This is a genomic window from Acetobacter cibinongensis, from assembly GCF_000963925.1.
GTDB classification, from domain to species: Bacteria; Pseudomonadota; Alphaproteobacteria; order Acetobacterales; family Acetobacteraceae; genus Acetobacter; species Acetobacter cibinongensis.
In genome coordinates, this window is record NZ_BAMV01000002.1 from 79,621 (window position 1) to 101,940 (window position 22,320).

General features: G+C 52.3%; 23 protein-coding genes. 10 read left to right on the plus strand and 13 right to left on the minus strand.

Annotation, left to right across the window (positions count from 1 at the left end):
• The first annotated feature begins 77 nt into the window (after positions 1 to 77).
• Positions 78 to 920, plus strand: a complete 843-nt coding sequence (locus Abci_RS01055; protein ID WP_048837298.1) for a hypothetical protein — start codon at positions 78 to 80, stop codon at positions 918 to 920.
• Positions 921 to 963: 43 nt separating this feature from the next.
• Here Abci_RS01055 and Abci_RS01060 read toward each other — a convergent pair whose 3' ends face one another.
• Genes Abci_RS01060 through Abci_RS01110 form a run of 11 tightly spaced genes read right to left on the minus strand, consistent with a single transcriptional unit; the run spans position 964 to position 8,850 of the window.
• Positions 964 to 2,007 (minus strand): EscU/YscU/HrcU family type III secretion system export apparatus switch protein, encoded by a 1,044-nt coding sequence (locus Abci_RS01060; RefSeq protein ID WP_048837299.1) that lies wholly within the window; start codon positions 2,005 to 2,007, stop codon positions 964 to 966.
• The gene (gene sctT, locus Abci_RS01065; RefSeq protein WP_048837300.1) at positions 2,004 to 2,834 is read right to left on the minus strand and encodes a type III secretion system export apparatus subunit SctT; all 831 of its coding nucleotides are present in this window, start codon (positions 2,832 to 2,834) and stop codon (positions 2,004 to 2,006) included. The genes Abci_RS01060 and sctT overlap by 4 nt, the downstream gene beginning before the upstream one ends.
• A 7-nt stretch (positions 2,835 to 2,841) precedes the next feature.
• Complete coding sequence (locus tag Abci_RS01070; RefSeq protein ID WP_048837301.1) at positions 2,842 to 3,108, minus strand: EscS/YscS/HrcS family type III secretion system export apparatus protein; 267 nt, start codon at positions 3,106 to 3,108, stop codon at positions 2,842 to 2,844.
• Between the two features lie 9 nt (positions 3,109 to 3,117).
• The gene (gene sctR, locus Abci_RS01075) at positions 3,118 to 3,777 is read right to left on the minus strand and encodes a type III secretion system export apparatus subunit SctR (protein ID WP_084597458.1); all 660 of its coding nucleotides are present in this window, start codon (positions 3,775 to 3,777) and stop codon (positions 3,118 to 3,120) included.
• Positions 3,770 to 4,780 carry a type III secretion system cytoplasmic ring protein SctQ gene (sctQ, locus tag Abci_RS01080; RefSeq protein WP_048837302.1) on the minus strand — a complete coding sequence of 337 codons (1,011 nt, stop codon included), beginning with the start codon at positions 4,778 to 4,780 and terminating at the stop codon, positions 3,770 to 3,772. Before sctQ ends, sctR begins: the two co-directional genes overlap by 8 nt.
• Entirely contained in the window at positions 4,777 to 5,292 is a 516-nt protein-coding gene (locus Abci_RS01085) for a hypothetical protein (RefSeq protein ID WP_048837303.1), read from the minus strand. Before Abci_RS01085 ends, sctQ begins: the two co-directional genes overlap by 4 nt.
• Positions 5,271 to 6,569: a FliI/YscN family ATPase gene (locus tag Abci_RS01090; RefSeq protein WP_244877548.1), complete on the minus strand. Its 1,299-nt coding sequence runs from the start codon at positions 6,567 to 6,569 to the stop codon at positions 5,271 to 5,273. Before Abci_RS01090 ends, Abci_RS01085 begins: the two co-directional genes overlap by 22 nt.
• Positions 6,569 to 7,120, minus strand: a complete 552-nt coding sequence (locus Abci_RS01095; RefSeq protein ID WP_048837305.1) for a FliH/SctL family protein — start codon at positions 7,118 to 7,120, stop codon at positions 6,569 to 6,571. The genes Abci_RS01090 and Abci_RS01095 overlap by 1 nt, the downstream gene beginning before the upstream one ends.
• A complete protein-coding gene (locus Abci_RS01100; RefSeq protein ID WP_048837306.1) occupies positions 7,113 to 7,697 on the minus strand; it encodes a hypothetical protein in 585 nt (194 codons plus the stop codon). Before Abci_RS01100 ends, Abci_RS01095 begins: the two co-directional genes overlap by 8 nt.
• On the minus strand, positions 7,694 to 8,440 hold the full coding sequence (gene sctJ, locus Abci_RS01105) for a type III secretion system inner membrane ring lipoprotein SctJ (protein ID WP_052944745.1): 747 nt from the start codon (positions 8,438 to 8,440) through the stop codon (positions 7,694 to 7,696). The genes Abci_RS01100 and sctJ overlap by 4 nt, the downstream gene beginning before the upstream one ends.
• Positions 8,440 to 8,850 (minus strand): hypothetical protein, encoded by a 411-nt coding sequence (locus Abci_RS01110; protein WP_048837307.1) that lies wholly within the window; start codon positions 8,848 to 8,850, stop codon positions 8,440 to 8,442. Before Abci_RS01110 ends, sctJ begins: the two co-directional genes overlap by 1 nt.
• A 350-nt stretch (positions 8,851 to 9,200) precedes the next feature.
• On the opposite strand from Abci_RS01110, the gene Abci_RS01115 reads away from it, so the two are divergent.
• From Abci_RS01115 to Abci_RS01145, 7 genes are all read left to right on the plus strand, one after another.
• Positions 9,201 to 9,656, plus strand: coding sequence for a secretin N-terminal domain-containing protein (locus Abci_RS01115; RefSeq protein WP_146806936.1), 456 nt, complete (start codon positions 9,201 to 9,203; stop codon positions 9,654 to 9,656).
• A gap of 17 nt (positions 9,657 to 9,673) precedes the next feature.
• On the plus strand, positions 9,674 to 9,862 hold the full coding sequence (locus tag Abci_RS01120) for a hypothetical protein (protein ID WP_048837309.1): 189 nt from the start codon (positions 9,674 to 9,676) through the stop codon (positions 9,860 to 9,862).
• A 34-nt stretch (positions 9,863 to 9,896) separates the two neighbouring features.
• The gene (locus Abci_RS01125; RefSeq protein ID WP_048837310.1) at positions 9,897 to 10,697 is read left to right on the plus strand and encodes a DUF1521 domain-containing protein; all 801 of its coding nucleotides are present in this window, start codon (positions 9,897 to 9,899) and stop codon (positions 10,695 to 10,697) included.
• 104 nt (positions 10,698 to 10,801) lie between these two features.
• Positions 10,802 to 10,975 (plus strand): hypothetical protein, encoded by a 174-nt coding sequence (locus Abci_RS01130; protein WP_165759955.1) that lies wholly within the window; start codon positions 10,802 to 10,804, stop codon positions 10,973 to 10,975.
• A gap of 45 nt (positions 10,976 to 11,020) precedes the next feature.
• Positions 11,021 to 11,887, plus strand: a complete 867-nt coding sequence (locus Abci_RS01135) for a SctD/MshK family protein (RefSeq protein WP_048837311.1) — start codon at positions 11,021 to 11,023, stop codon at positions 11,885 to 11,887.
• Complete coding sequence (gene sctV / locus Abci_RS01140; RefSeq protein WP_048837312.1) at positions 11,887 to 13,980, plus strand: type III secretion system export apparatus subunit SctV; 2,094 nt, start codon at positions 11,887 to 11,889, stop codon at positions 13,978 to 13,980. The genes Abci_RS01135 and sctV overlap by 1 nt, the downstream gene beginning before the upstream one ends.
• A gap of 131 nt (positions 13,981 to 14,111) precedes the next feature.
• A complete protein-coding gene (locus Abci_RS01145) occupies positions 14,112 to 14,825 on the plus strand; it encodes a tetratricopeptide repeat protein (protein ID WP_048837313.1) in 714 nt (237 codons plus the stop codon).
• 7 nt (positions 14,826 to 14,832) lie between these two features.
• Here Abci_RS01145 and Abci_RS01150 read toward each other — a convergent pair whose 3' ends face one another.
• Positions 14,833 to 15,501, minus strand: a complete 669-nt coding sequence (locus Abci_RS01150; RefSeq protein WP_048837314.1) for a CpaD family pilus assembly lipoprotein — start codon at positions 15,499 to 15,501, stop codon at positions 14,833 to 14,835.
• Complete coding sequence (locus tag Abci_RS01155) at positions 15,498 to 16,892, minus strand: type II and III secretion system protein family protein (protein ID WP_048837315.1); 1,395 nt, start codon at positions 16,890 to 16,892, stop codon at positions 15,498 to 15,500. Before Abci_RS01155 ends, Abci_RS01150 begins: the two co-directional genes overlap by 4 nt.
• Positions 16,893 to 17,870: 978 nt before the next feature.
• Here Abci_RS01155 and Abci_RS01160 point away from each other — a divergent pair.
• Positions 17,871 to 21,074: an efflux RND transporter permease subunit gene (locus Abci_RS01160; RefSeq protein WP_048837317.1), complete on the plus strand. Its 3,204-nt coding sequence runs from the start codon at positions 17,871 to 17,873 to the stop codon at positions 21,072 to 21,074.
• On the plus strand, positions 21,074 to 22,273 hold the full coding sequence (locus Abci_RS01165) for an efflux RND transporter periplasmic adaptor subunit (RefSeq protein WP_048837318.1): 1,200 nt from the start codon (positions 21,074 to 21,076) through the stop codon (positions 22,271 to 22,273). Before Abci_RS01160 ends, Abci_RS01165 begins: the two co-directional genes overlap by 1 nt.
• Positions 22,274 to 22,320 lie beyond the last annotated feature (47 nt).

Sequence of the window (22,320 nt, forward strand, 5' to 3'; positions counted from 1 at the left end):
CGCTTTTATTGATTTGCTGTTTTTTTATTTTACAGACATGCTTCCACCCTATTTCAGGTTTTAATAAGGTGTGCAGCATGACTGTTTCAAATACGTTCAACACCAGCTCTGTAGCCGCAATAGAAGATGCGTTAGCTCATATGGGCATTGACCCGAACGAACTGGCGCAACTGTTTGGCAGCATGGCACAGCAAAATCAGGCTGGTGCGGTACAAACCACAGCAGCACCTGCTGCTCTCCCCACAACTCAGTCTGCACCGGTGGACAAGACAAACGCTCCCTCCTCTACCACACCAACGGCAGACGCTGCATCCAGCACAGTCGCTGCGCCGACTGTTGCTGCCGGGAGTGGTGACAACACGGTCACGATTGTAAATACCAGCAACCATGAGGAAAAGATTGGGGAATTCCTGAATGGGGGTTCTACCACTCAACCTGTTGCAGAAATTACGCTCAAGCCGGGTGAAAGTGGCACATTGAGCTACGCAAACGGCCAGGGTGGGTATATGGCTGAAGCCGATGCTTCCGGCGCGTATCGTTCCACAGCATCTCGTCTGGAATTCTACGCTGATGCAAACGGCGTAAACAACACGGATGTCAGCTATATTGACGGCCGCAATGCCGCCATTCAGGTTTCTGACGACCGTGGCAATACGCTGGGCGATGCAGAAAGCATTGCAGCCTCCGCTCCAGAGTCCACCCTTTCAAAGGATAGCGCGGGCAATGTAACCATTGCCGGCTGGTATGACGGGTCTAACTCAACAATGCAGGCAGGTGGCGCTTATATGGAGCAGAAGCTCGGTACCGGTAATGCCTATATTCACCCTAATGATGACCAAAACCGCACCGCAGACACAAACCCGATGACCATGGCACAGGACGTAAGCCAGAATTACGTTGCACGTTTTGGGGACGCCTAAAAAGCCATTTCACTCTGCCACATACAAGGTGTGGCAGAGTGTTTTAGATTATGCCCGCTTTACGCATACAGGAGATGGCCGTCTGAAACGCGTCTCGTGGCAATAGGCTACCAAGTGGCACGCGTGAGGCCAAAAGTCTGGTGGCTTCTGCATCCTCCACCAAGGGTATACCAGCGGTCTTTGCATCTTCCAGAAACTCCGGCAATCCGGTTTTTCCAGACCGGGCAACAAGGGCAGGCACAAGCACGCCCGGTGGTGCATATTGGAACGCCACAGCGCCCTCCGTATCATAAACCACAAATGTTGCGTGCTTCAGGCCCATCCGCACATTACTGCCCATGGCGGCACGCCGCTCCTGCCGCTGGGCCTTTTTAATGAGCGGGTTCCCCTCCGAATTTTTAAGCTCCTTTTTCTGCTCCGTACGGGTCATGCGCATTTCACGCCGGAAGAGCAGGCGCTGAATACCCAAGTCCAGCCCACCAAGAATGAGAAAGCAAAAAATAGCTGAGAGCAGAAGCGGCCAGACCATTCCCTTCACCGCACCCGGCACGCAACCCGGACCACAGGCAGGCAGATGCACCAGTGACCGGACGTCTGACTTTACAACCAAAACAAGAGTGCAGAGAACAGCAAAGAATTTCAGAACAATTTTGAGACCATCAATACTGTTCCGGAGCGAGAAAATTCTCTGAAAACCACTAATCGGGTTTATTCGTTCAAATTTTGGCGCGAGTGGATCTGCTGAAAACACCAGTCCACCATTCCCAATAAGCGCCGCCACGCACACACTAAAAAACAATAAAGCCAACAACGGCAAAACAAACCAGATAAATACGGCTTCAAGGCGCTGCAAAATGAGTGGGAGGGCGACAGCGAGTGGCTGCTCGGCCAGTACGGCTGTATCAGATAAAGCTGCACCAAGTTGTGTGAACAGGTCTGAACTACGCAGGGCGACATAAAAAAGTGCGGTAACTGTCGCAACCGCCCCGACAAAATCCTTACTATTGGCAACCTGCCCTTTTTTGCGTGCCTCACGCAGCTTTTTGGGTGATGGCGGTAGCTCTTTACTTTCGCTCGTCTCACTCATGCCGGAGGCTGCCCAACCATAAGGCGCAAAGCCTCAAAAAAAGCCGGGATACGCGCCACGTCCTGCCGGACAAAAAGGCATAGGTACGATGTGTAGAGTGTCAGAACAAAAAAGAAGACGATATTCCGCGCTCCCATAGCGTGGTCATCCACACGGAGAGAAGGTGCGGCCCGGCTGACAATGCTTAACGCGATATCGGACAGAAGCATGGCCAGCAGCATGGGAAGAGCCAGACTAATGGCCGAAGACAGCATTTCATCTAAAAGCCCAAGCACCACTGTGGGAAAATGCTGTGAAAAACCCGGCAGACCTGACAGCGGCGGCCAGAGAGTCCAGCTTTCGTAGAGGCAGTGCAGCACCACCTGCAAACCGCCAGATGCTGCAAAATACGTAATACCCAGCAGCAAAAAGAAGCTGCCAGTGATGGACACATCTTCAAACCCTGCTGGGTCATTAATACGCCCTTGTGTGGCACCACGCTGTAAATCGAGAATATCCCCTGCAACATCCAGCATCCAGAAGGGCATACCAAGCAAAAGCCCCAGCACACAGCCGAGTAGCCCCTCTTTTACACCCAGCATCATTAACGCAATCCCTGTATGCGGTGTCTGCTCAAGCATGGTCGCAATGAAGGGTACCGCAGGCAGAGCCAGCACGAGCGCCATTGCACCCCGCAACAGGCCTGTAATTTGAAAACGGGTGAAAACCGGATGAATGGAAAGCAGCCCCATGGGGCGCGCCATGGCAAAGCCCAGAGCCAGCAGCCAGTGCTGTAACAGCCCCAGCAACTCCAGCACGGACGATATATCGCCCCCCGCTGCCTTCATGGCACCATTACCGCGTTAACGCCGGAAAGGAGTTAAATAGCTCCGTGGCCTCACGCTCAAGCGGCACAGCTAGCAGCGAGCCACCGAATAGAAGCAGGACTATCACTGTCAGCAACTTAAACGTCATGGGCAAAGACTGGTCCTGCACCTGCGTGACAGCCTGCAAAATACCAACCAGAAGCCCGACCACCATGGCCGCCAGCAAAGGCAGGAGCGACATATACAGCACCAGAGACAGGGTGGACTGAAAATGAAAAACCAGCTGTTCAGACATGGCAGGATGTCATGTTGCGTAACTCAGAACCAGACCATGGATAAGCCGCGTCCAGCCTGTAATGGCCACAAACAGGAAAAGCTTGAGCGGCACCCCAATCGTGGAGGGAGAAACAGACGACATCCCCATTGCCATCAGCACTGCCGTGACAACAAGATCTATCGCTATGAAGGGAAGATAGAGCAAAAAGCCGATTTCAAAAGCACGCTGGAGCTCAGACAGCAGGAAGGAGGGCAGCACAATCAGTAGGTCATCCGGGGCAGCTTTCAGGCCAGATTCCGTACCCCAGACACGCATGGTTGCATTGGTAAAAAACTCCCGCTCTCCGGGGCTGGTAAAACGGAGCATAAAGGCTTTTACAGGCTGTTCTGCCCGCTGGCCTGCCGCCAGCATGTCTGACAATGTCATATGATCTATGGGGGACGTCACAGCGGCTGCGTAGGCGCTCATGGCCACCGGAGCCATTACGTAAATGCTCAGAAGCAATGCAATACCATACAAAACAATGTTAGGGGGCGTTTGCTGGATACCCAGGGCATTGCGCAACAAAAACAGCACGACAGCTATTTTGATAAAGCTTGTCATGGTAACGGCGGCAAACGTCACAAACCCCAGTGCGGTAATACCTACCAGAACGGCTGAAATATCGGGGCTGACCAGATTATTCACGCCCGAAAATCCTCATCACACGCACCCCGGCAGTACCCTCAACATCCACCAGTTCTCCTACCCCAATAGGCTGCCCGCCTACACAGAGCCGAACAGGCGCTTTAACCGGGTCTGCCCCGACCAGCACACTCCCTGGGCCAAGCGCACGTAATTCCGCCAACGTGATGGTCTGCTGCCCCATTTCAAAACTGATGATAATGGGCAGCGCATCTTCAGACGTTGCCTCGCCCGTTATGGCCTGTGCGCCTCCCGAGTTTCCCTCATGGACTGTATCGGGCATTGGCCTCTCCTTTTTGTCCGGATAGATTATGGCGCTTTCCAGCACCCAGCCTTGCGCTTCGGCCCAGTGCGCTCTGGCGTTTGCGGCCTGTTCCACCAGCAGCATGGCCTGAGCCGGGCTTCCTTGTTCAAGCAACACAACGTCTCCTGCATTCAGGCTGGAGAGCACTGACAAAGGAAGTGTTGTTGTGCCAACTCGGACAGCAAGGCTGAGAGAGACCGCATGGTCTGGCAGCGGCAAAACGGGCCAGAGCGCCAGAAGGCGGGCCAGGCAGGCAGGCGTTGCCTGCACAGCCACGGGCCAGTTGCGACCATCTGCTTCTACAACCGCATATCTGGCTTCGGCTAACGGTACGGCCTGCCCTATTCTGGAAAACCGGATTTCAGCACCCAGCATCTGCTCCAGCCAGGAAAAGCAGCCTTCAAGAAAAAGAAGGCTCGTGATGGCCTTGATATCGGACGGTATCGCCCGCTCCTCCACCCCTGCTCGTGCAGCCATAAACGCAACACAGGGCGGCACCAGAAACACCCTGAAAGGCTCATGCCCGACATGCCCTTCGTAACAGACCCAGGCGCCACTCCACGGCTGCCTGCCATCATGCAGCACAAAGCCTTCTGCCAGCGACACCGCACTGTGTCTGGCATTGTTCTGCCGCAGGGCTTCTGCCTCTTTCAGGCTAATACGGGGTAGCATAAAGGGTTTGACCGCTGCGGGAACACTCATGCCTGTTTTTCCGCCAAGCGCTGCGCAAACAACAGTTGTGAATGCTGGTCACGCGCTGCTTCTTCCCGCAACCACTCTGCGCGCTTATAGTCCTGCTGAATTTTGAGCATGAGCCTCTTACGCCGGGTGGCGCTATTCCGCACAAGCACCATCGCCACCTCGGCTTTTTTAGAAGCCGCTTCTGTTTGCCTGACACGTTGTCGTGCCTTTTTCTGGCTCAGGCTATGCTGCTGAATGGAGGCAAGGCCAGCTTCATCTTCCACATGCAACGCCTTTACGGTTCTTCCGCTCAACTCCTGCCCCACACGCCCCAACCACCGCTGGTGCCGTGCGTCTGTTTGGGCAGTACTCTCATGCTCATAGGCGGCTGTGGCTTCTGCCATCTGCTGGCGCGCCTGCGCTGTTTGTGCGCGTGCCACAGCAAGGTCACAGGTCGCCTGCTCTTCCCGCAACGTTTGGAGGCGTACTAACAAAGCAGCCTGCCTCAGCTTTAAACGATCCGGGTCAGCCATGTCACCACACTGGAAAACGGCATAACCTCACGTTCGCCCTGTTTTAAAAACGCTCTGATCTCTTCAATTTTTGCCAGTGCCTCATCGGCCTTTGCGTCACTGCCCGGTTTGTATTCGCCAACCTCTACAAGAAAGCGTACTTCTTCATAACGGTGCAAAAGTACGCGCAAACGCGAAGCTTTTTCACACTGATCTGCCGTAGCCACCACACTCATCAGACGACTGCGACTGGTCATGACATCAATAGCGGGATAGTGCCCAGACGCCGCCAACGTGGGCGAAAGTATGATATGCCCATCCAGAATACTGCGCATTTCTTCTGCAACGGGGTCTCCCTCCCCTTCCACCAGTATGGTGTAGAAGGCGGTTATCATACCCGGGCCTTTCCGTTCATCTCCGGGGCCTGCCCGCTCCAGCAAACGCGGCAGTTCTGCCATGACCGAAGGGGGGAAGCCGCCACGCCCCGGCACCTCGCCGGCAGCCAGACCGACCTCGCGCAAGGCACGGGCATGACGGGTCATGCTATCAACAACCAACAGAACATGCTGGCCCTGATCCCGAAACCACTCGGCAATTGTAGTAGCTGTCATGGCAGCACGTACGCGTTCCAAGGGGGGGCGGTCAGACGTTGCAACCACCAGAACCGTGCGGACTCTGGTCTGGGGATCTAGCTGGTGTTCGAGAAAATCCCGCACCTCACGCCCACGCTCACCAACCAGCGCCACCACTACAACATCGGCACTGGTGCCACGGACCAGTTGCCCTAAAAGCGTGGATTTACCGCCCCCGGCCTCACCAAAAATTCCGACTCTCTGGCCTTTACCGCACGTGAGCAGGCCATCAATAACACGCAGGCCCGTTGCTACCGGCTCCGTTACCCTATGCCGGAACAACGCAGAGGGCGGGGTATCTGCACAAGGCCGCTGCTCACACTCTGGCAGGCTTGTCCCGTTTAACGGCAGCCCAAAACCATCCAGCACCTGCCCAAGCAGACACTCCCCAACCGGCACCTGCAACGCTCCGCCTGTACGGTACACGAGACAACCCGGCACAAGCCCCTGCATACTGCCAATAGGAGCCAGCCTGACAACGGTGCCTTCAAACCCCACAACTTCGGCAAGGAGCTCTGTATCAGACAAAACAATACGGCAACTTTCGCCCAATGCTGCACCATCCACCCGCGCAGAGATCAGACCTCCCGTAACGCGCAGTACCTGCCCCACAACCGGACGGGGTGATGCACTGGCTACGCGTTGCGCAAAGAATGCCAGATCCATCACGATACAGCGCCCTGCCATAACGCTCTTAACTGTGCTGTTACACCCAGCGAAGTTTGCCCCTGCTCATGTTGCAAAACGCACTCTTCTGGTTCCAGACTGGAACATTCTACAATGCTAACAGTAGCAAGAGCGCTGCCGGTCTGCTGTGCTGCCTTCCTGAAAGCAGTGGCTTGTGACGCGGCAACTCTCACAACCAATCCGCTTTGTGCTGGCAGGTCAGCCAAGGCGGTTTTTACCAGCCGCACAAGCTTTTCATCACGCGGCAAGTCATCAATCAGACGCCGTGCCACCAGAAAAGACAGGTCTGCCAAAGAACTTTCGTATCTTTGTAAATGTTCTGCTATCTCTTGCTGGCCCTGCGCATAAGCCTCCTGCCGGGCAGCATCTGCGGCAACGCTGGCGGCACACCGTATGGCTTCTGCCTGTCTGTGAGCTTCCTCCAGACACGCGGCGGCTTCTGCCTGTGCCTGAGCACGAATCGTCTCGGCATCTTTCAAGGCATTAAATCGCACGGCGCGAATAACATATGGAGAGAATGGCTCACCCATTCCTCAGACGCTCCGCAATAAAAGCCTCAACCATGCTTTCAGGATTTTCGAGAGAAAAGCTGCTCTTTCCTTTGTGCTCTGGCAAAAAGGACAAGACACGCAACCCAACAGCCGCAGGCTGCCGGTCACACCACCCCCGCAAGCATGCGAGGCCTGCACCCTGTATAAGGCCCGCGAGCTTTTCCGGAGTATCCGGGCCATCCGTCACGGCAGAAAAGGGGAGACCCCATGCTGCATCCTGCATGACATACGGCGTAGTAAGGGCTGCAAGTTTGCGTAGAGCGTTCCCTGAGAGCAGCGACAAAACAGGACGAGCATAACAGGCGCAGCCCAACCGGAGCGCCAATACGCCTAAGGCCTCGCTGTCCTGCATGAGCAGATACTGCTGGGCTTCCGTCAGGGCATCAGGCAGTTCTCCCCCTAGTTTTTCCCGCACACACCCATAAAGCAGGTCCCGCGTGTAAACACAGGATGCAAGTCGTTGGAAGGTCTGTGCGGAAACCCCAAGACGATACGCCGCCACCCCACTATTCTGCACATGGGGATCATGCGCCCAGACTTGTGCGCCCTCTGTCATGGTTTGCCCCAACGCCTTACGCGTTCGGATAGGTCTGGCCAGCGCCGGTTGACACCCACACCGGCAAACAGTGCGAGCATTAGGGCTGGCAAAACCCCCAGAAGCTCCCATCTGGTACCCGCACCTGCAAAGGTTGGCACAGCAGGAGTATCTTTTTCTGCAACAGGTACCAGCACAACGGACACGCGATCGTAGCTTAACCCTTCCACGCTATCGGCCACCAATTGCTTGATTTGTGGCACCAGATACTGCGCCGGGCTCTGCTCCTTATAACGCACGAAGACGGACGCCGAAGACGGCGTTGGTTCACGATTAAGCAGGTCATTATTGGGCAGCACAACCTGAACACGGGCAGTCAAAACGCCATCAATATCAGAAATTGTGCGTGACAATTCCTGCCCCAAAGCCCACAAAAACCGTGCCCGCTCCTGCTGAGGGGAGGAAACCAGACCCGATGCCTGAAACACGTCCCCCATAGTTTTAAAACTCTGCCGTGGGTACCCGGCCTCGTGCAGGAGCGAGACGGCCTGTGCAAACTGTTTCTGCTCCACCCGGAGTATGTCACTACCGTCTTTCTGCTGTACTTTATCAGCACTCACACCATGCTGTAACAACAATGCCAGCATACTGTTGGCGTCATCCTCCGCCAGACCCGTCATCAACTCGGTTTTGCAGGCACACAGCAGCAAGAGGGGGAGCAGAACAAAAACAGTCTTGAAAGCACGGGGGCGCCAGAACAGCATTATTGCCCCTTCAGCAGGGTATTAAAAATTTTTGTGGTTTCGGTAGAGCCTTTGCTTACCAGAGTCGTCTCAATTGCAAACGTATAGGTGGCCTGAATTTGCGCCACCAATTGGGCGGCATTAGCCGGATCTGCTGCGGCAGCTTGGGCTTGCCCCGCAGGCTCCACCCCCCATTGGTTGAGGTAGCTGGAAAGACCTTCAAGTTTCTGGTTAAGCGCCTGCCCCATGGCTGCCGCCCCCCCTACCTGCTCTGGCACAAAGGAGACTTCATTCTGCAATGCCTGATGAAAATCTGCTTCGAGAGGTCTGGAGACTTCAGGCGCTACCTCAGTATCCTGCACCGTTGGAGCTCCTGCCGCACCACCAGGTGCGCCGACTATACCCCCCAAAGCGCCAATTGCATCAGACATTCAGAATACTCACCCACTACCTTCACAACAGACACAGGACCCTAATAAGGCCTGACCCGAAAAAATCGGTATGTCTGTAGGTGTGCAATAGCAGCAGTTTTTTTGCAGTTGTGTGACAATTTTATTGCTCAGGCAATTTGTTATTGCGTCAGACAAAATCACACGGTTTAACCGGACTCACCGAACAGGTAATACGGAAAACGCCTTAAATGAATGACCATTTCTCGACAGTTTTGAGTTGTGCAGTCTTTGGCGGTTTCCTGTTTACTGCGTCGACTGCGTCAGCTTACGAGAAATGGGAGCAAAAACCCTTTTCTTATATTTCAGTTAACCAGGGAATTTCTTCTGTCTTGAAGGAGTTTTCCTACATTAATGATATTTCTATTGTCGTGTCAGACAAAGTGCATGGTCAGGTACATGGGCGTTGGCTGAATCTCTCTTCCAAAGAGTTTTTGCAGAAAACAGGCCGATTGTACGACTTTGACTGGTATGATGATGGCGCTGCTCTTTATATCAGCAGCAAATCAGAGCGGTCCACGCAGATCATGCCTCTGCATGGGCACAGTTTCAGCCACCTCAAAAGCGCCCTGCAACAAATGGGGCTTTTGGACACACGATTTGATCTTGGCGCAGGTCCAGCAACCGATACCGTCATGGTAGCCGGGCCGCCCCGTTTTATTGCAATGGTTCAGCAAACACTTTTGTCCCTGCCTGCGGAAAGCCGCCCCGTGCACCGGACAGAAAGCGCTTCACGACACCTGACGCTTTTTCGGGGCTCTTCCGTCTCCGATATTGTTGTTCACTAAAAGGAAAGACTGAAATTATGACAGACCCCATTTCAGGCGCTTCCGTAAAAGAGACGGACAAAACACCTGATGTTGATAGTCAGGCATTGGGCTCTGAATTCCAGAGCATGATGATGAAGGGCGGTTTGATGTTTTTGCAGAGCATGCAGTCCGATGTGACTGATGCGATCAATGACAACACCAGCGACCCTGATGAACCGTTCTAACGCCCTTTACTTTTAATTCTTATAAGGAAAGTCAATGTCTGTTTCCATTAACAATGCGGGAAATAGCGATCTTGCGCTTAGCCAGCCTTCCTCAGGGAGCGATTTTGCCTCTGCTTCAGCAACGCCTGACCTGCAGGTTTCTGGCAACACGATTGATACCGGACGCTACCTGATTACTGCCAGCCAGTCTTACACCACCGGCGCTGCATACAATTATTACAGCACCAACGACGGGTGCGTGAAGGTGTATGACAAGCAGACCGACACCTATGTGCAGGTTTTTGGCGACCCGCACCTTGAAACCAGCAGCGAAGTGCATGGTGAATTCAAGCAGGACGGTCTGGTAATTGACCTGGCCGATGGCACACAGGTGCAGGTGCAGCCGACCGCCCAGAACCAGTATGGCGATTCACACATTCACGCCGTGTCTGTCACAAAAAACAACCAGACGTCTTTCATTACTGGCGTTTACAACGAGACAGGCAACGCCAGCGATAACCAGATCAAGATTACCGCGCCGAAAACCGGTAATGCCTTTCAGCTTGATAAGACGTTTGATTCTTACAGTGACACCGTGTTGCATGTCGGATCATCCCTGAACGATCTGCATTTTGCTAATGGCACCAGCCTACCTACCTCCGGCAATACCATGCTGGACCGTAAAGGCGGTGGCGTTCAGGAATTCCTTAATCAGCGCGTTCCGATGAAATCCATTGACTCTGCAATACAAGCCAGCACCACAATGGCTGCACAGGGCAAGCAGACTGTCTCTGGACCGGAATACGCAGCGGCTTCTGTCGCCAACCTCAGAATCGAAACTGGTTCCGGCAAGTAATCAGTTTCCGATACAGGTCGCTTTCGCTGCCTGTGTTTCCCGGCTTCGATTATTCGGAGCAAACAACAAAGCTTTTTGCTTAACTTAGAAACAGGACTATTACCATGAGCGACGCTTCCTCCGTTTCCAGCACGTCCAGCGCCGACATCGATAGCGAAATCGATAAAATGACCTCTGCATTTAACACAGCTATTGAAACCAACGAAAAAATCACCGTTGTCAAAACCGAAAAAGGTGCGGAAGAAACCGCCGCTCAGCAGCGCCCGAACATCGGTTAATTAAAGAGGTGTTCCAGCCTTCCGCTGGAACACCTTTTACACTCAATGCAGTCCAGACAAACAGTAACCAGTTCTTCGCTTGCCTTGCTGGTGATAGAAAACGGCCCTCAAGCCGGATGCTCCCTTGCGTTGCAAAAGGGAGTTTTTTCTGTTGGTAGCTCTCTTGATAACGACATCATTATTGCAGACCCAACACTGGACGACACTCATTTTTATATCCAGGACACAGTACGGGGCATAAAACTGACGCCTCAGGGCGGAGTTATTCTTTTACCATCTGGCAAAAGACTTGATGGGAACGCCTCTTATCTCTCCAGAAAAAACTTTTCTTTTTCTGCTGGCACCACAGATTTTAACGTCATTGTTCCACCCAAAACCAAAATATGGCCCTATGGCTTTTCAGCAGCTCTGGCTTTGCTGCTTATTGCGTGTGTCGGGTTGTTTTCCCCCCTATGGGCACGACATCATGTACCCCCACTAGCTGTAACACCGGCAGCACATCCAACGGCACAACAAAACAGGCAGACATTCCAAGCGGCTTTGGAAAATAAGCTGACTGAGGCGCATCTTGACACTCTATCTGTCTCCAAAACGCAGGATGGCGCCCTTAGCGTGACCGGTGTTTTGCAGAAAGAACAGAGTAAAGAATGGTCTTTCATAAAATTATGGTTCGATGAAACATACGGCACGCAAACCGTTCTTTTAGACCATACCGCTCTTATGCAGGCAGGCACTCACTCCCCCATCCAGATTGCAGGTGTTGCGCTAGGCGCACAGCCTTATGTGGTTGATACCAGCGGGCAACGCCTGCCCCCTGGCAGCACGGTAGAAGATGGCTGGGTTATAGAGAAAATTCTCCCTGACAGACTTCTGCTACATCGTGGGACAGAACATCTTGTGGTACGCTATTAATGCCTTCGCACACTGACGCTGAAAAACATCCACTTCATAATTTTCTGATACAGCTTTCGCGCCGTCAGGATCTGCTGCTGGTCGCACTTCTTGTGCTGACTGTTGGCATGATGATCCTGCCTATACCGACAATGCTGGCAGATATTCTCATTGCACTCAATATCAGCATTGCAACTGTTCTGATGATGGTAGCTGTCTATATCAGCTCTCCCGTCATGTTCTCAACACTGCCGGTTATTATTCTGGTTACAACCGCATTCCGGCTTGCTCTTTCCATTACAACCTCCCGTATGGTGCTGGTAGAAGCAGATGCCGGAGAAATTATCAGAACATTTGGCGAGTTTGTGATCTCGGGCAATGTCGTGGTGGGCATTGTTGTCTATCTCATCATCACGATTGTGCAATTTCTGGTTATTACCAAGGGATCCGAGCGCGTTGCCGAAGTTGCGGCACGCTTCAGCCTGGATGCGTTGCCCGGCCGCCAGATGAGTATTGATACCGACCTGAAAAATGGCGATATCACTCAGGAAGAAGCCCGCAGCCGGCGCAACAAACTCCAGAAGGAGAGCCAGCTTTATGGCGCCATGGACGGCGCGATGAAGTTTGTTAAAGGCGACGCGATTGCCAGTTTGATTATTATTGTTATCAACCTGATTGGTGGCATTGCTATCGGGTGCCTTCAGAAGGGAATGACCTTTTCAACTGCGTTGCAAACATATTCTTTGCTCGCTGTTGGCGATGGGCTGATTGCCCAAATTCCCGCGCTGCTTATTTCCCTGACAGCCGGTGTGGTTGTAACGCGCGTCACGCATGAAGATGGCGGTGGCAACCTTGGCAGAGATATTTTACAGCAGATCAGCGCGGAACCGCTCTCCCTTCAGGTTGCAGCGGTAGTTATGGGAGCGCTGGCTCTTGTACCCGGCTTTCCGGCGGCTGTATTTCTCTGTTTTGGCTGTATTCTTGGTGGTGCATCCTGGCTTTTGCTCAAACGGCAAAAACATGAACTGGCAAGTGCATTTGCACGCTCTGCCAACCAGAACCATACACTCATTACAACCCTGAACGTGCAGGTCAAACTTGGACACGGCTTTGCTACGCAGCAGGAGGCCGCGCAAAAGAAAATCAATCTCCGTATTCAAGATCTGTCAGAACAGATGGGTTTGGTACTACCACCCGTACAAATGACAATAGACCCAAGGCAGGACCCCAACAGCTTCTGCATTGAGGTTGATACCGTACCAGCGTTGCTGGTTCCGTTAGACCCTGTACTCTTTTTTGTGGAGGAAACACCAACCGTCCTGCAGGAACTGGGTATTGAGTTCTGCCGCTCGCCCGGGCCATTTGGACCCGAGACCATTGGCGTTTCAAGCTCCGCCCTCCCCGCCCTACAGGAGGCCGAAGTGCTCACTCTCTCCGCAACAGATTTTATATGCCGCACAGCCGAGGCAACATTGCTGGCACACGCCGGACAACTTATGGGCATTCAGGAAACGCAAAGCTTCGTACGCCGTGCGGAGAAACTCCTGCCTGATCTGGTGCGTGAAGCGGGGAAAGTCTGCCCGCTGCCGCGTATGTCGGACGTTCTACGCCTTTTGCTGGAAGAGCGAGTGGCCTTGCGCAATATCCGGACTATTTTTGAAGCTGTTGCGGAGTGGTCCGCCAAGGAACAAACAACATCCGGGTTGGTTGAGCAGGTGCGTCTGGCGCTCCGTCGGCAGATCTGCCACCAATGTTCTAATCAAGATAAAGTTCTGGCCGCCATTGGCATTGATGCCCCATTTGAAAACATCTTACGCTCTCTGGTGCAAAGCGGCCCACAAGGGAGGCAAATCGTTCTTGACCCCGTCTCCGCAAAAAATCTTGTTGAGACCTCCCGCAGCTTTCTGGCCCCTTGCCTGTTGCATAACCGCAAAGCGGTTTTTCTGGTCGCCCCCGATTTACGCCGCCCAACATCTTTGTTGCTCCGGCACTCTGGTTTCACTATTCCTGTGCTGTCTTACGATGAGGTCGCTCCAGAGTTTTCGGTCAAACTCTACGGCACACTCTCTCAGGCCATCATGAGCCCGTCCGCCGCAGCATCGCACGCCGCCTAGATTCCTTGTCCTCCCACTTGTGTGGATTTTTTATGCAGTTTTCCAAATTTTCTCTTCTTTACTGCCTACCTGTGCTCTTTTTGAGTGCCTGCGTCCAGGCTCCAGGCCAAACTCAGGACACAACGCGCCAAATGATGCAGGCTGCACAAAACCCTGATGCACTGGCACGTATTGGCCAGACGGCACTGAATACTGGGGACGTCAACACCGCTGTTACATTTTACAATAGAGCCGCTTTGCTGCGCCCTGACAGAATTGACTTACAACTTGGCTATGCGCAGGCTTTGACCGCAGCAGGGAAAGCCAGTGATGCACTTGGCCTTCTGACACCCCTTGCCGCCAAAAACCCAGACAACGCCATGCTTGGTCTGGTTACAGGCCGCCTTATGATTGAAGCTGGCCGCCCGCGGGAAGCCGTTACCTTCCTGCAAGCGGCTTTGCATCAAGCGCCGACGGATGTTCATATTCTGGTGGCGTTAGGAGTAGCTCTGGATACGCTTGGCAAACAACAGGAGGCACAGGGATATTACCAGCGCGCGCTTTCACTTAATCCAGATGACATTGCGGCCCGGACGGATATGGCCATTTCACTGGCGCTGTCAGGATCTTACCCACAGGCATTGGGTATTTTGCGCCCACTCCGTGGGGAACTGGCTGGCACAAACCAGACAGCACACAGCACTGCGGTGGAAAATGCTCTGGCGCTCGTCTATGGCCTGATGGGAGACCACGCAATGTCTTCTGCCATTTTGCGGCACCACTTATCTGAGCAACAGGCTCAGGAAAATCTGGACTTTTACGATACCGTGCGCCGGTCTTCTCCCCCGGCTGCCTCAACACCGTAGCCTAACGTTAAGGCGCGGCTGCATTGCCCTGTGTTTGCGTCTCGGATGTTGTGCCGCCAGTCATACCGCCCACGCTGTTAGAGCCGGATAAGCCAGTGCCCAGTGTATCTGCTGGAAGTGCTGGCTCTTGACCCAGATTAAGCCGCCGCACACCAAGCGCCGCACGCTCTGCGGGAGAGGCATGAAACGCGGGGGAGCGATACAAATCACTTGGGTCTGCCAGCATTTGTGCCAGATTATTGTTTTGCACACAGCGCCCGACATTCTCAATGCTTGGTGTGACATCTCCCAACCAACCAGGCCGAATAACTTTTGAACAATTTTGCAAAACTGCTTGTGTACGGCTAAAAGTCATGCGCGGTGGCACGACAGGGTAGCGTGCGGTTAACGGTGCAACATGCACACGGTCCGGGTCCACCCCAAGAGAAAGCAATTTGGGCAGCAGTTGTTGCGACTGTATTTGTGTCAGACCTTCAATATCAACGCTAACCTCAGTCCCCTGCCCGAGCGCTGCCAGCGCCTGCTGCACCTGAGTTTGGTTAAACAGGCCGGTGTTTGAAAGGGGGATAGTCCGTTGCTCGGTATGCAAGGCCACAGGCAGAGTTTTTACGCGGTCGGACTGTGTGGCCTCGCAACTGCACAATGCCAGAAACGCCAGTAAAGCTGTCTTTTTCACTCGAATACAAACCCTGTTCCGTTCAGATGCGGCATCCGCTCCAGGTCCTGCTGGTCCGCCATTCTGCCATAGAAGAAGCGCTCCAACTCACTTGGTTGGTGAACGTGCCTCAAGGGATCATCAGGCGTATGCAAAGGGTCAACCGGTTTAACCAGGTAAGGTGTGATGATAATCACAAGCTCGCTCTGGTCCCGTTGGAACCGGGAGGAACGAAACAGTTGCCCTAAAATTGGAATATCACCCAGAATAGGGAATTTCTGCACATTGTTGTCAGCATCATTCCGTAGCAGGCCCGCAATAGCAAAGCTCTCACCACTCGCAAGTTCAACCTCTGTCTGTGCCTGACGCGTGGTGAGCGCCGGAACAGAAAGATTGTTAAGCTGGTAGCTTCCGGTGCCTGACAGGGCACTTACGGTAGGCCTTACCTTCAGGTGAATAAGCCCGGCCCCTAGCACCGTGGGTGTAAAGGCAAGGCTCACGCCGTACTGCATGTATTGAATGGAGGTGACCCCCAAAGCCTGCGGTACCGGAATTGGAAATTCCCCGCCAGCAAGGAAAGTTGCCGTGCTGCCGCTAATAGCGGTCAAATTTGGTTCGGCCAGAAGTGTTACAAGATGCTCGTTTGCCATGGCCTCCAGCACCGTCTGAGCATTGACGCTACTACTGCTTACACCCCCAAACAACGATGAGGCTGCATTTTCAGCAATGGCAGCGGATTGCAGACCAAATGCAAAACTGCCTGCTTTAATCACGGTTGACCAGTTAAACCCTATTTGCTGCGCAACACTTCGCGACACTTCTGCAATTCTGATACGTAAATTAACCTGCAGAGGGTGCGTAACACCCATTTGGTTTGCCAGAGGGTGCTCTTTTCCCTCTATCCCCCGTGCAACAGTGGCCAGATGGTCAGCCTGATCCGCATTGGCAACGGAACCCGTGATAACGGACCCATTGGGGGTGGTTTGTAAACTGGCGTGTTCTGACTCTGTCTGCGCGCGCGGCGTAAAGGCGGTCTGGTCTGCCTCCACCCTTATAGTCCAGGAGGCAACGGAATTTCCATTGTCATCCAGCGCAAACAAGGTTGTTGTGCCAGATTTTTTACCTAGAATAAAAATTTTATCATCTGAAGGAATTTGCACATCTGCAATTTGTGGGTCTGCCACAAAAACGCTCGCCGCAGGCTGGGAAAGGCTAAGCAGACGCCCAGCCCCTACCGCCAAGTCAAGGGCCTGCCCACCACGGGTTGAAACAGAGTGTCCCATATCAGGTGTGCCTGCAAAACCTGCCGGACCATATAAAAACCCTGATAAGGATGTGAGACCAAGGAAAACCAGTTTCAGCGCGCGGTTATAAGCTGGCTCGGTTTTTTTTGCGACAGTCTTACTCGACACACTTTTATCCTTGCACCGGTTTAAGGTATGGCTTTACCCGTAATCAGGCTGCAAACAGGCCTTCCTGACCTGTTATTGACGTAAATTCCCGCCAGAATTTTTTCGTCTCGCAGCGCAAACCTTCCCTAAAAACCGCACTCAATTTTGTTCTCCCATAATGCAGATGGCCGTTCCTGTATTGTGACGTTTTCATGAATATATTCTCAATTAAACGCTGGTGACTCTCAAAGCTCATTTTCGCACGCTGGCTTTGTACGTAGTTACCAACTCAACAGATCGTCAGTTCTTTATGCTCTCTCCCGATCAGTACGTTCTGTCTTATAAAGCCTATTAACAGTTTGACTGAGATATCAAGATGCAGTTTCGACAGTCCATGAGCGACCAGATCAGATCTGCCTTACGTCCGCCAGTCTCTACATATGTATAATTAAGGCTTCTCTAGCACTGTACGTGCTCCTTAAACGCAAACCCATTTTGACACCGCATCAGGAGGAAGATCTAATTGGGATGCAATCCTCATTGCGCATCATCCCAACGGACGCTGCTCTTCCCTTCCTGTGCAACCTTGTGAATTACACGGTGACGAAATTCGGCATCACGGAACAATAAGATCGCCCTACCGTCTGGAACGCGCACTTCATTACACAGAAATTTGTGATAAGATCCCGTGTCGAGTATATTTTTAGCGACCAAATATCGCATTTCGGCCTTATAGCCCGGATGGTAGGTATCACTCGGCGTTAAATAGTAATCCTTCAATTCCTGTAACCTTAACACGACACTCTGCACTTTAGTTGTTAGAAACTGATAATTTCTAAAAATATAAAAAATAAATTAACTCAAAAACTATGTTTCAATTTTAAAGTTCAATTTATTAAAAGATTATATAATGCCATAATATTTTTTTTAAAAGATTTTTGCATACCTGCAATTCTATCTTGCGCGAAACTTCATCGGCTTCAGCAAGGAAGGAAACGCATGAATGCCATCGTTGTGACGGCGCTTAAGCGACCTTACACATTTATTGTATTGTCTTTGCTTATTCTCGCCCTCGGTGTGTTGTCCCTTTTCAATGCGCCCACCGACGTGTTTCCTAACATCCGGATTCCCGTGGTCTCTGTGGTGTGGACATATGGCGGCATGCTTCCTGAGGAATTTGCGGGCCGTATCACCTATAATTACGAACTTGCCGTTACCTCCACTGTGGAGGGTATAGAGCATATGGAAAGTAGCTCTTATTACGGCCGAAGTATCGTTAACATCTACTTCCAACCCGGAACGGATATTGGAGAAGCGGAGGCAGAAGTCACCGCTATTTCCCAAACGGTTATCAAACAGCTTCCTGATAATATTCCGGCACCAATGGTCATGAAGCTGGAAGCGTCATCTGTTCCCGTTCTGGCACTTCAGATAACGTCTGAAAAACAAACACCGTCTGACCTGTACAAAATTGCCATGACCCGTATTCGTCCGGTCTTGGTAACAGTACCCGGCGCTGTGTTGCCACATCCCTATGGCGGCATGGACAGCTTTATTATGGTGGCTTTAAACCAGAAACAGTTACAGGCGCATCATCTTTCCGCAATGGATGTGCAGAACGCCCTGCGGAAACAGAACATTGTGCTCCCTGCCGGGGATCAGAAAATAGCGACTACGGACTGGATGGTGCAAACGAACGCCACGCCACGTTCCATGAAGGAGCTGGGTGATATACCCGTCAAACGTGTTGGTAACGCCGTTATTTACGTACATGACGTTGCACAGGTTTACCGTGGCGGGCATCCGCAAACCAACCTCGTGCTGGTCAAGGGGCGTCAGGGGGTGGAAGTCGTTGTCATGAAAAGCGGTGATGCCTCCACACTGGATGTTGTGGCACGCACCAAAGAACTTCTGCCGCGTATTCAGAAACTTGTCCCGCCAGACGTGCATATTTCCATCCTGAGTGATGCATCTGTTTTCGTGAAAGACGCCATCAAGGATGTGGTCCGGGAAATGGTGACTGCGGCCATTCTCACAGGCCTTGTAGTGCTGCTGTTTCTGGGTTCATGGCGCTCCACACTCATCATCGCGACCTCCATTCCGCTGGCCATTCTGTCTGCCATTATCTGCTTGCTGCTTTCTGGTCAGACCATCAATGTCATGACACTTGGCGGGCTTGCCCTCGCAGTTGGTATTCTGGTGGATGACGCAACAGTCATGATCGAAAATATCGATACCCACCTTGAAGAAGGGAAAGAGTTAGAGCAGGCGATTATTGATGCTGCCAACCAGATTGTTATTCCTACGCTGGTTTCAACATTATGTATCTGCATTGTCTGGACACCACTTTTCAGGTTGAGCGGGGTAGCCGGTTGGCTTTTCATGCCTATGGCAGAAGCCATTGTGTACGCCATGCTTGCCTCCTTCATCCTGTCCCGCACTTTAGTGCCTACCATGGCCAAGTATCTTCTGGCTGGTCAGGTTCATCCGGGGTTGCATAGTGATGAACATCTTGCGCTCCCGAAAGGTGTCCTGGGGCGCTTTCAGAACAAGTTTGAGCATGCTTTCCATAATTTCCGTTCCAGCTACGGGCGTGCTCTGGAAAGAATTATTGCAAAACGTGTTCGGTTTGTTGCCGTGTTCCTTGGGCTATCAGTCTTGTCTCTCGGACTGTTTTTGATCAACGGCCAGGACTTCTTTCCAGAGGTCAAATCAGGCACAATGCAGATGCATATGCGCACGCCTTTAGGAATGCGCATTGAAACAACAGGCCGCATTGTTTCTCTGGTGGATAACCGTATAGAAACACTTTTACCCGGCAAAGTTTCTGGTATCATCAACAACTGTGGACTGCCGGAAGGACCACATAATCAGGCCTTTATTCCCACCCCCTCTCTTGGCACTCAGGATTGCGACCTGACTATTTCGCTGAAAGATGAGCAATCTTCTGTCTGGGATTACCGCAAATTATTACGCACGGACCTGTCCCAAAAATTTCCGGGAAGCACTTTCACCTTTCAACCTGCTGACCTGACAGACAAGATTCTGAACTTTGGTTCCCCTGCGCCAATTGATGTTCAGATTTCTGGCCCGGAACTTCAAAGCAATTACCAGTATGCTCGTCTGCTGGTGAATAAGCTGCGGGCTATTCCCGGCTCTGCGGATGTTGTCATCCAGCAGACCATGAAAACCCCCACGTTGTTTGTGCAGGGTAATAGAACATTTGGTCAGGCCACAGGCATGACTGAAGCGGATATAGCCAATAACGAACTTATGACTCTTTCAGGTAGCCAGACGGTTGATCCGCAATACTGGCTGGACCCTAAAAGCGGCATCACGTTCCCACTCAACGTCTATGTCTCTCAGGACCAACTGACTCATTACAACGACCTGCTGACAATCCCGGTTGATAAAGGAGACAATGACCCTAAAGGGACAGATATGCAGCTTCTGGGCAGCATCAGTACCGTAACGCCTACAGGCACACCGGGGCAGGTGTCTCACTATAACTCAATGCCAGAAATTGATGTTTATGTCTCAACAGAAGGGAGCGATCTGGGAGCAGTCCTGAAGCGGGTCAGACAGGTAGTGGCGGATACGCACCATGATCTGCCGCAGACAGCGGTAGTGGATATTCGCGGGCAGGCTGTCACCATGCATGGTGCGTATATGGAACTAGTCGGCGGGCTGATTGTCTCTGTTGTACTAATCTACATGCTGATTGTCATAAACTTCCAGTCATGGGTTGACCCTTTCATTATTATATCAGCCCTTCCCGGTGCCCTTGCAGGCATTGCCTGGAGCCTGTTCCTGACACAGACGCGTCTTTCCGTGCCTGCTTTGACTGGTGCGATTATGTGCATGGGCACTGCCACGGCCAATTCCATTCTGGTTGTCTCGTTTGCCAAAGAACGTTTTGCTCTGCACGGCAATGCTCTTGCTGCGGCAGTCGAGGCCGGGTTTGGCCGCATTCGCCCTGTTATCATGACGGCATCCGCCATGGTGATTGGCATGGTGCCAATGGCCATCAGTAACTCACAGAATGCACCGCTCGGGAAAGCCGTTATTGGAGGGCTCATTCTGGCAACAGTTTCAACGCTTCTGTTCGTACCTTGTGTTTACGCCATTTTTCACAATCGCTCTCATGAAAAAATATCTCTCCCGCCTGAAGCGGGTCATAGCAATGGGCAGGAGGCCGTCTGATGTCCGCTCTTACAAAAAAACGTCTCTTTATCGGCTGCCTGCTGTGTGTATTGGTAGGGTATGTCGCGTATCTGGAAGTGCAGCACCTGCACAGTGAGGTTACACTGCGCGCTGACGCAAAGCACGCCAGTGTACCAGATGTAGCCGTAGTACAGCCTAAACCAGCCCCACCCACGGTATCCATGACGCTGCCAGGCAATATTAACGCCTGGTATGAAGCGCCTATTTACGCGCAGGTCTCCGGTTACGTAAAAATGTGGTATAAGGATTACGGTGCATCAGTAAAAAAAGGCGATATTTTAGGGGAAGTAAACGCACCGGGTCTGGACGCACAATATGCACAGGCCAAAGCTGACCTTCAGGTAGCACAGGCTAAATACGGACTTGCGGCAGTAACAGCCAACCGTTGGCGCTCAATGGGAAAATCTCAAGCCGTTTCTGGACAATCCGTTTCTGTCCAGAATGCTAATGAGCAATCAGCACAAGCGTCACTAGAAGCCGCGCAGCATAACGTGGACCGTTATAGCGCCCTTGAACAATTCAAAACGATTGTTGCACCTTTCGATGGTGTGGTTACGGCCCGAAATATCAGTGTCGGTGACTATGTTGGGGCTGGCAGTGGCAACATGAATGCTAACGGCACTGCCAGTGAGCTATTTACTGTGGCGGACACGCATGAAATGCGTCTGTTTGTCTCGGTGCCAGAAACACTGTCTTATATTCTCAAACCGGGACTGAAGGCCCGTGTCACAGTACCGCAATATCCCAACAAGGTTTTTACCGCCAACTTCCTGACTATTGCCAAAGGATACGACGCCAACACTCGTACGGCTGTTACAGAATTCACTATTGATAATGCAGACCAAAAGTTGTGGCCCGGCACATTTGCCTCTGTGTCTTTGTCCGCACCAGCAGAAGGAGGTGTTTATACTATTCCAACCGGTGCGCTGGTTTTTCAGGAAAAGGGAATGCAGGTGGTGACAGTGGATGCGCAGAACAAAGCCCATTACACCAATATAACCGTAGGCCGGATGTCTGATGCTTATACGGAAGTGGAGGCTGGCCTGAGCCCAACGGATCATATCATCAACAATCCCCCAGCTGATCTTCTGGAAGGCGAAACTGTACGCCTGAGTGTGCCCACCAAAGGCTATATTACAACGGCTGGCAGCACTGATGACGAGGAGGATGACGAATGAGCCCTATTCTAAAACATCCTGATAATTCCTATGGAAAGAGTAACCTT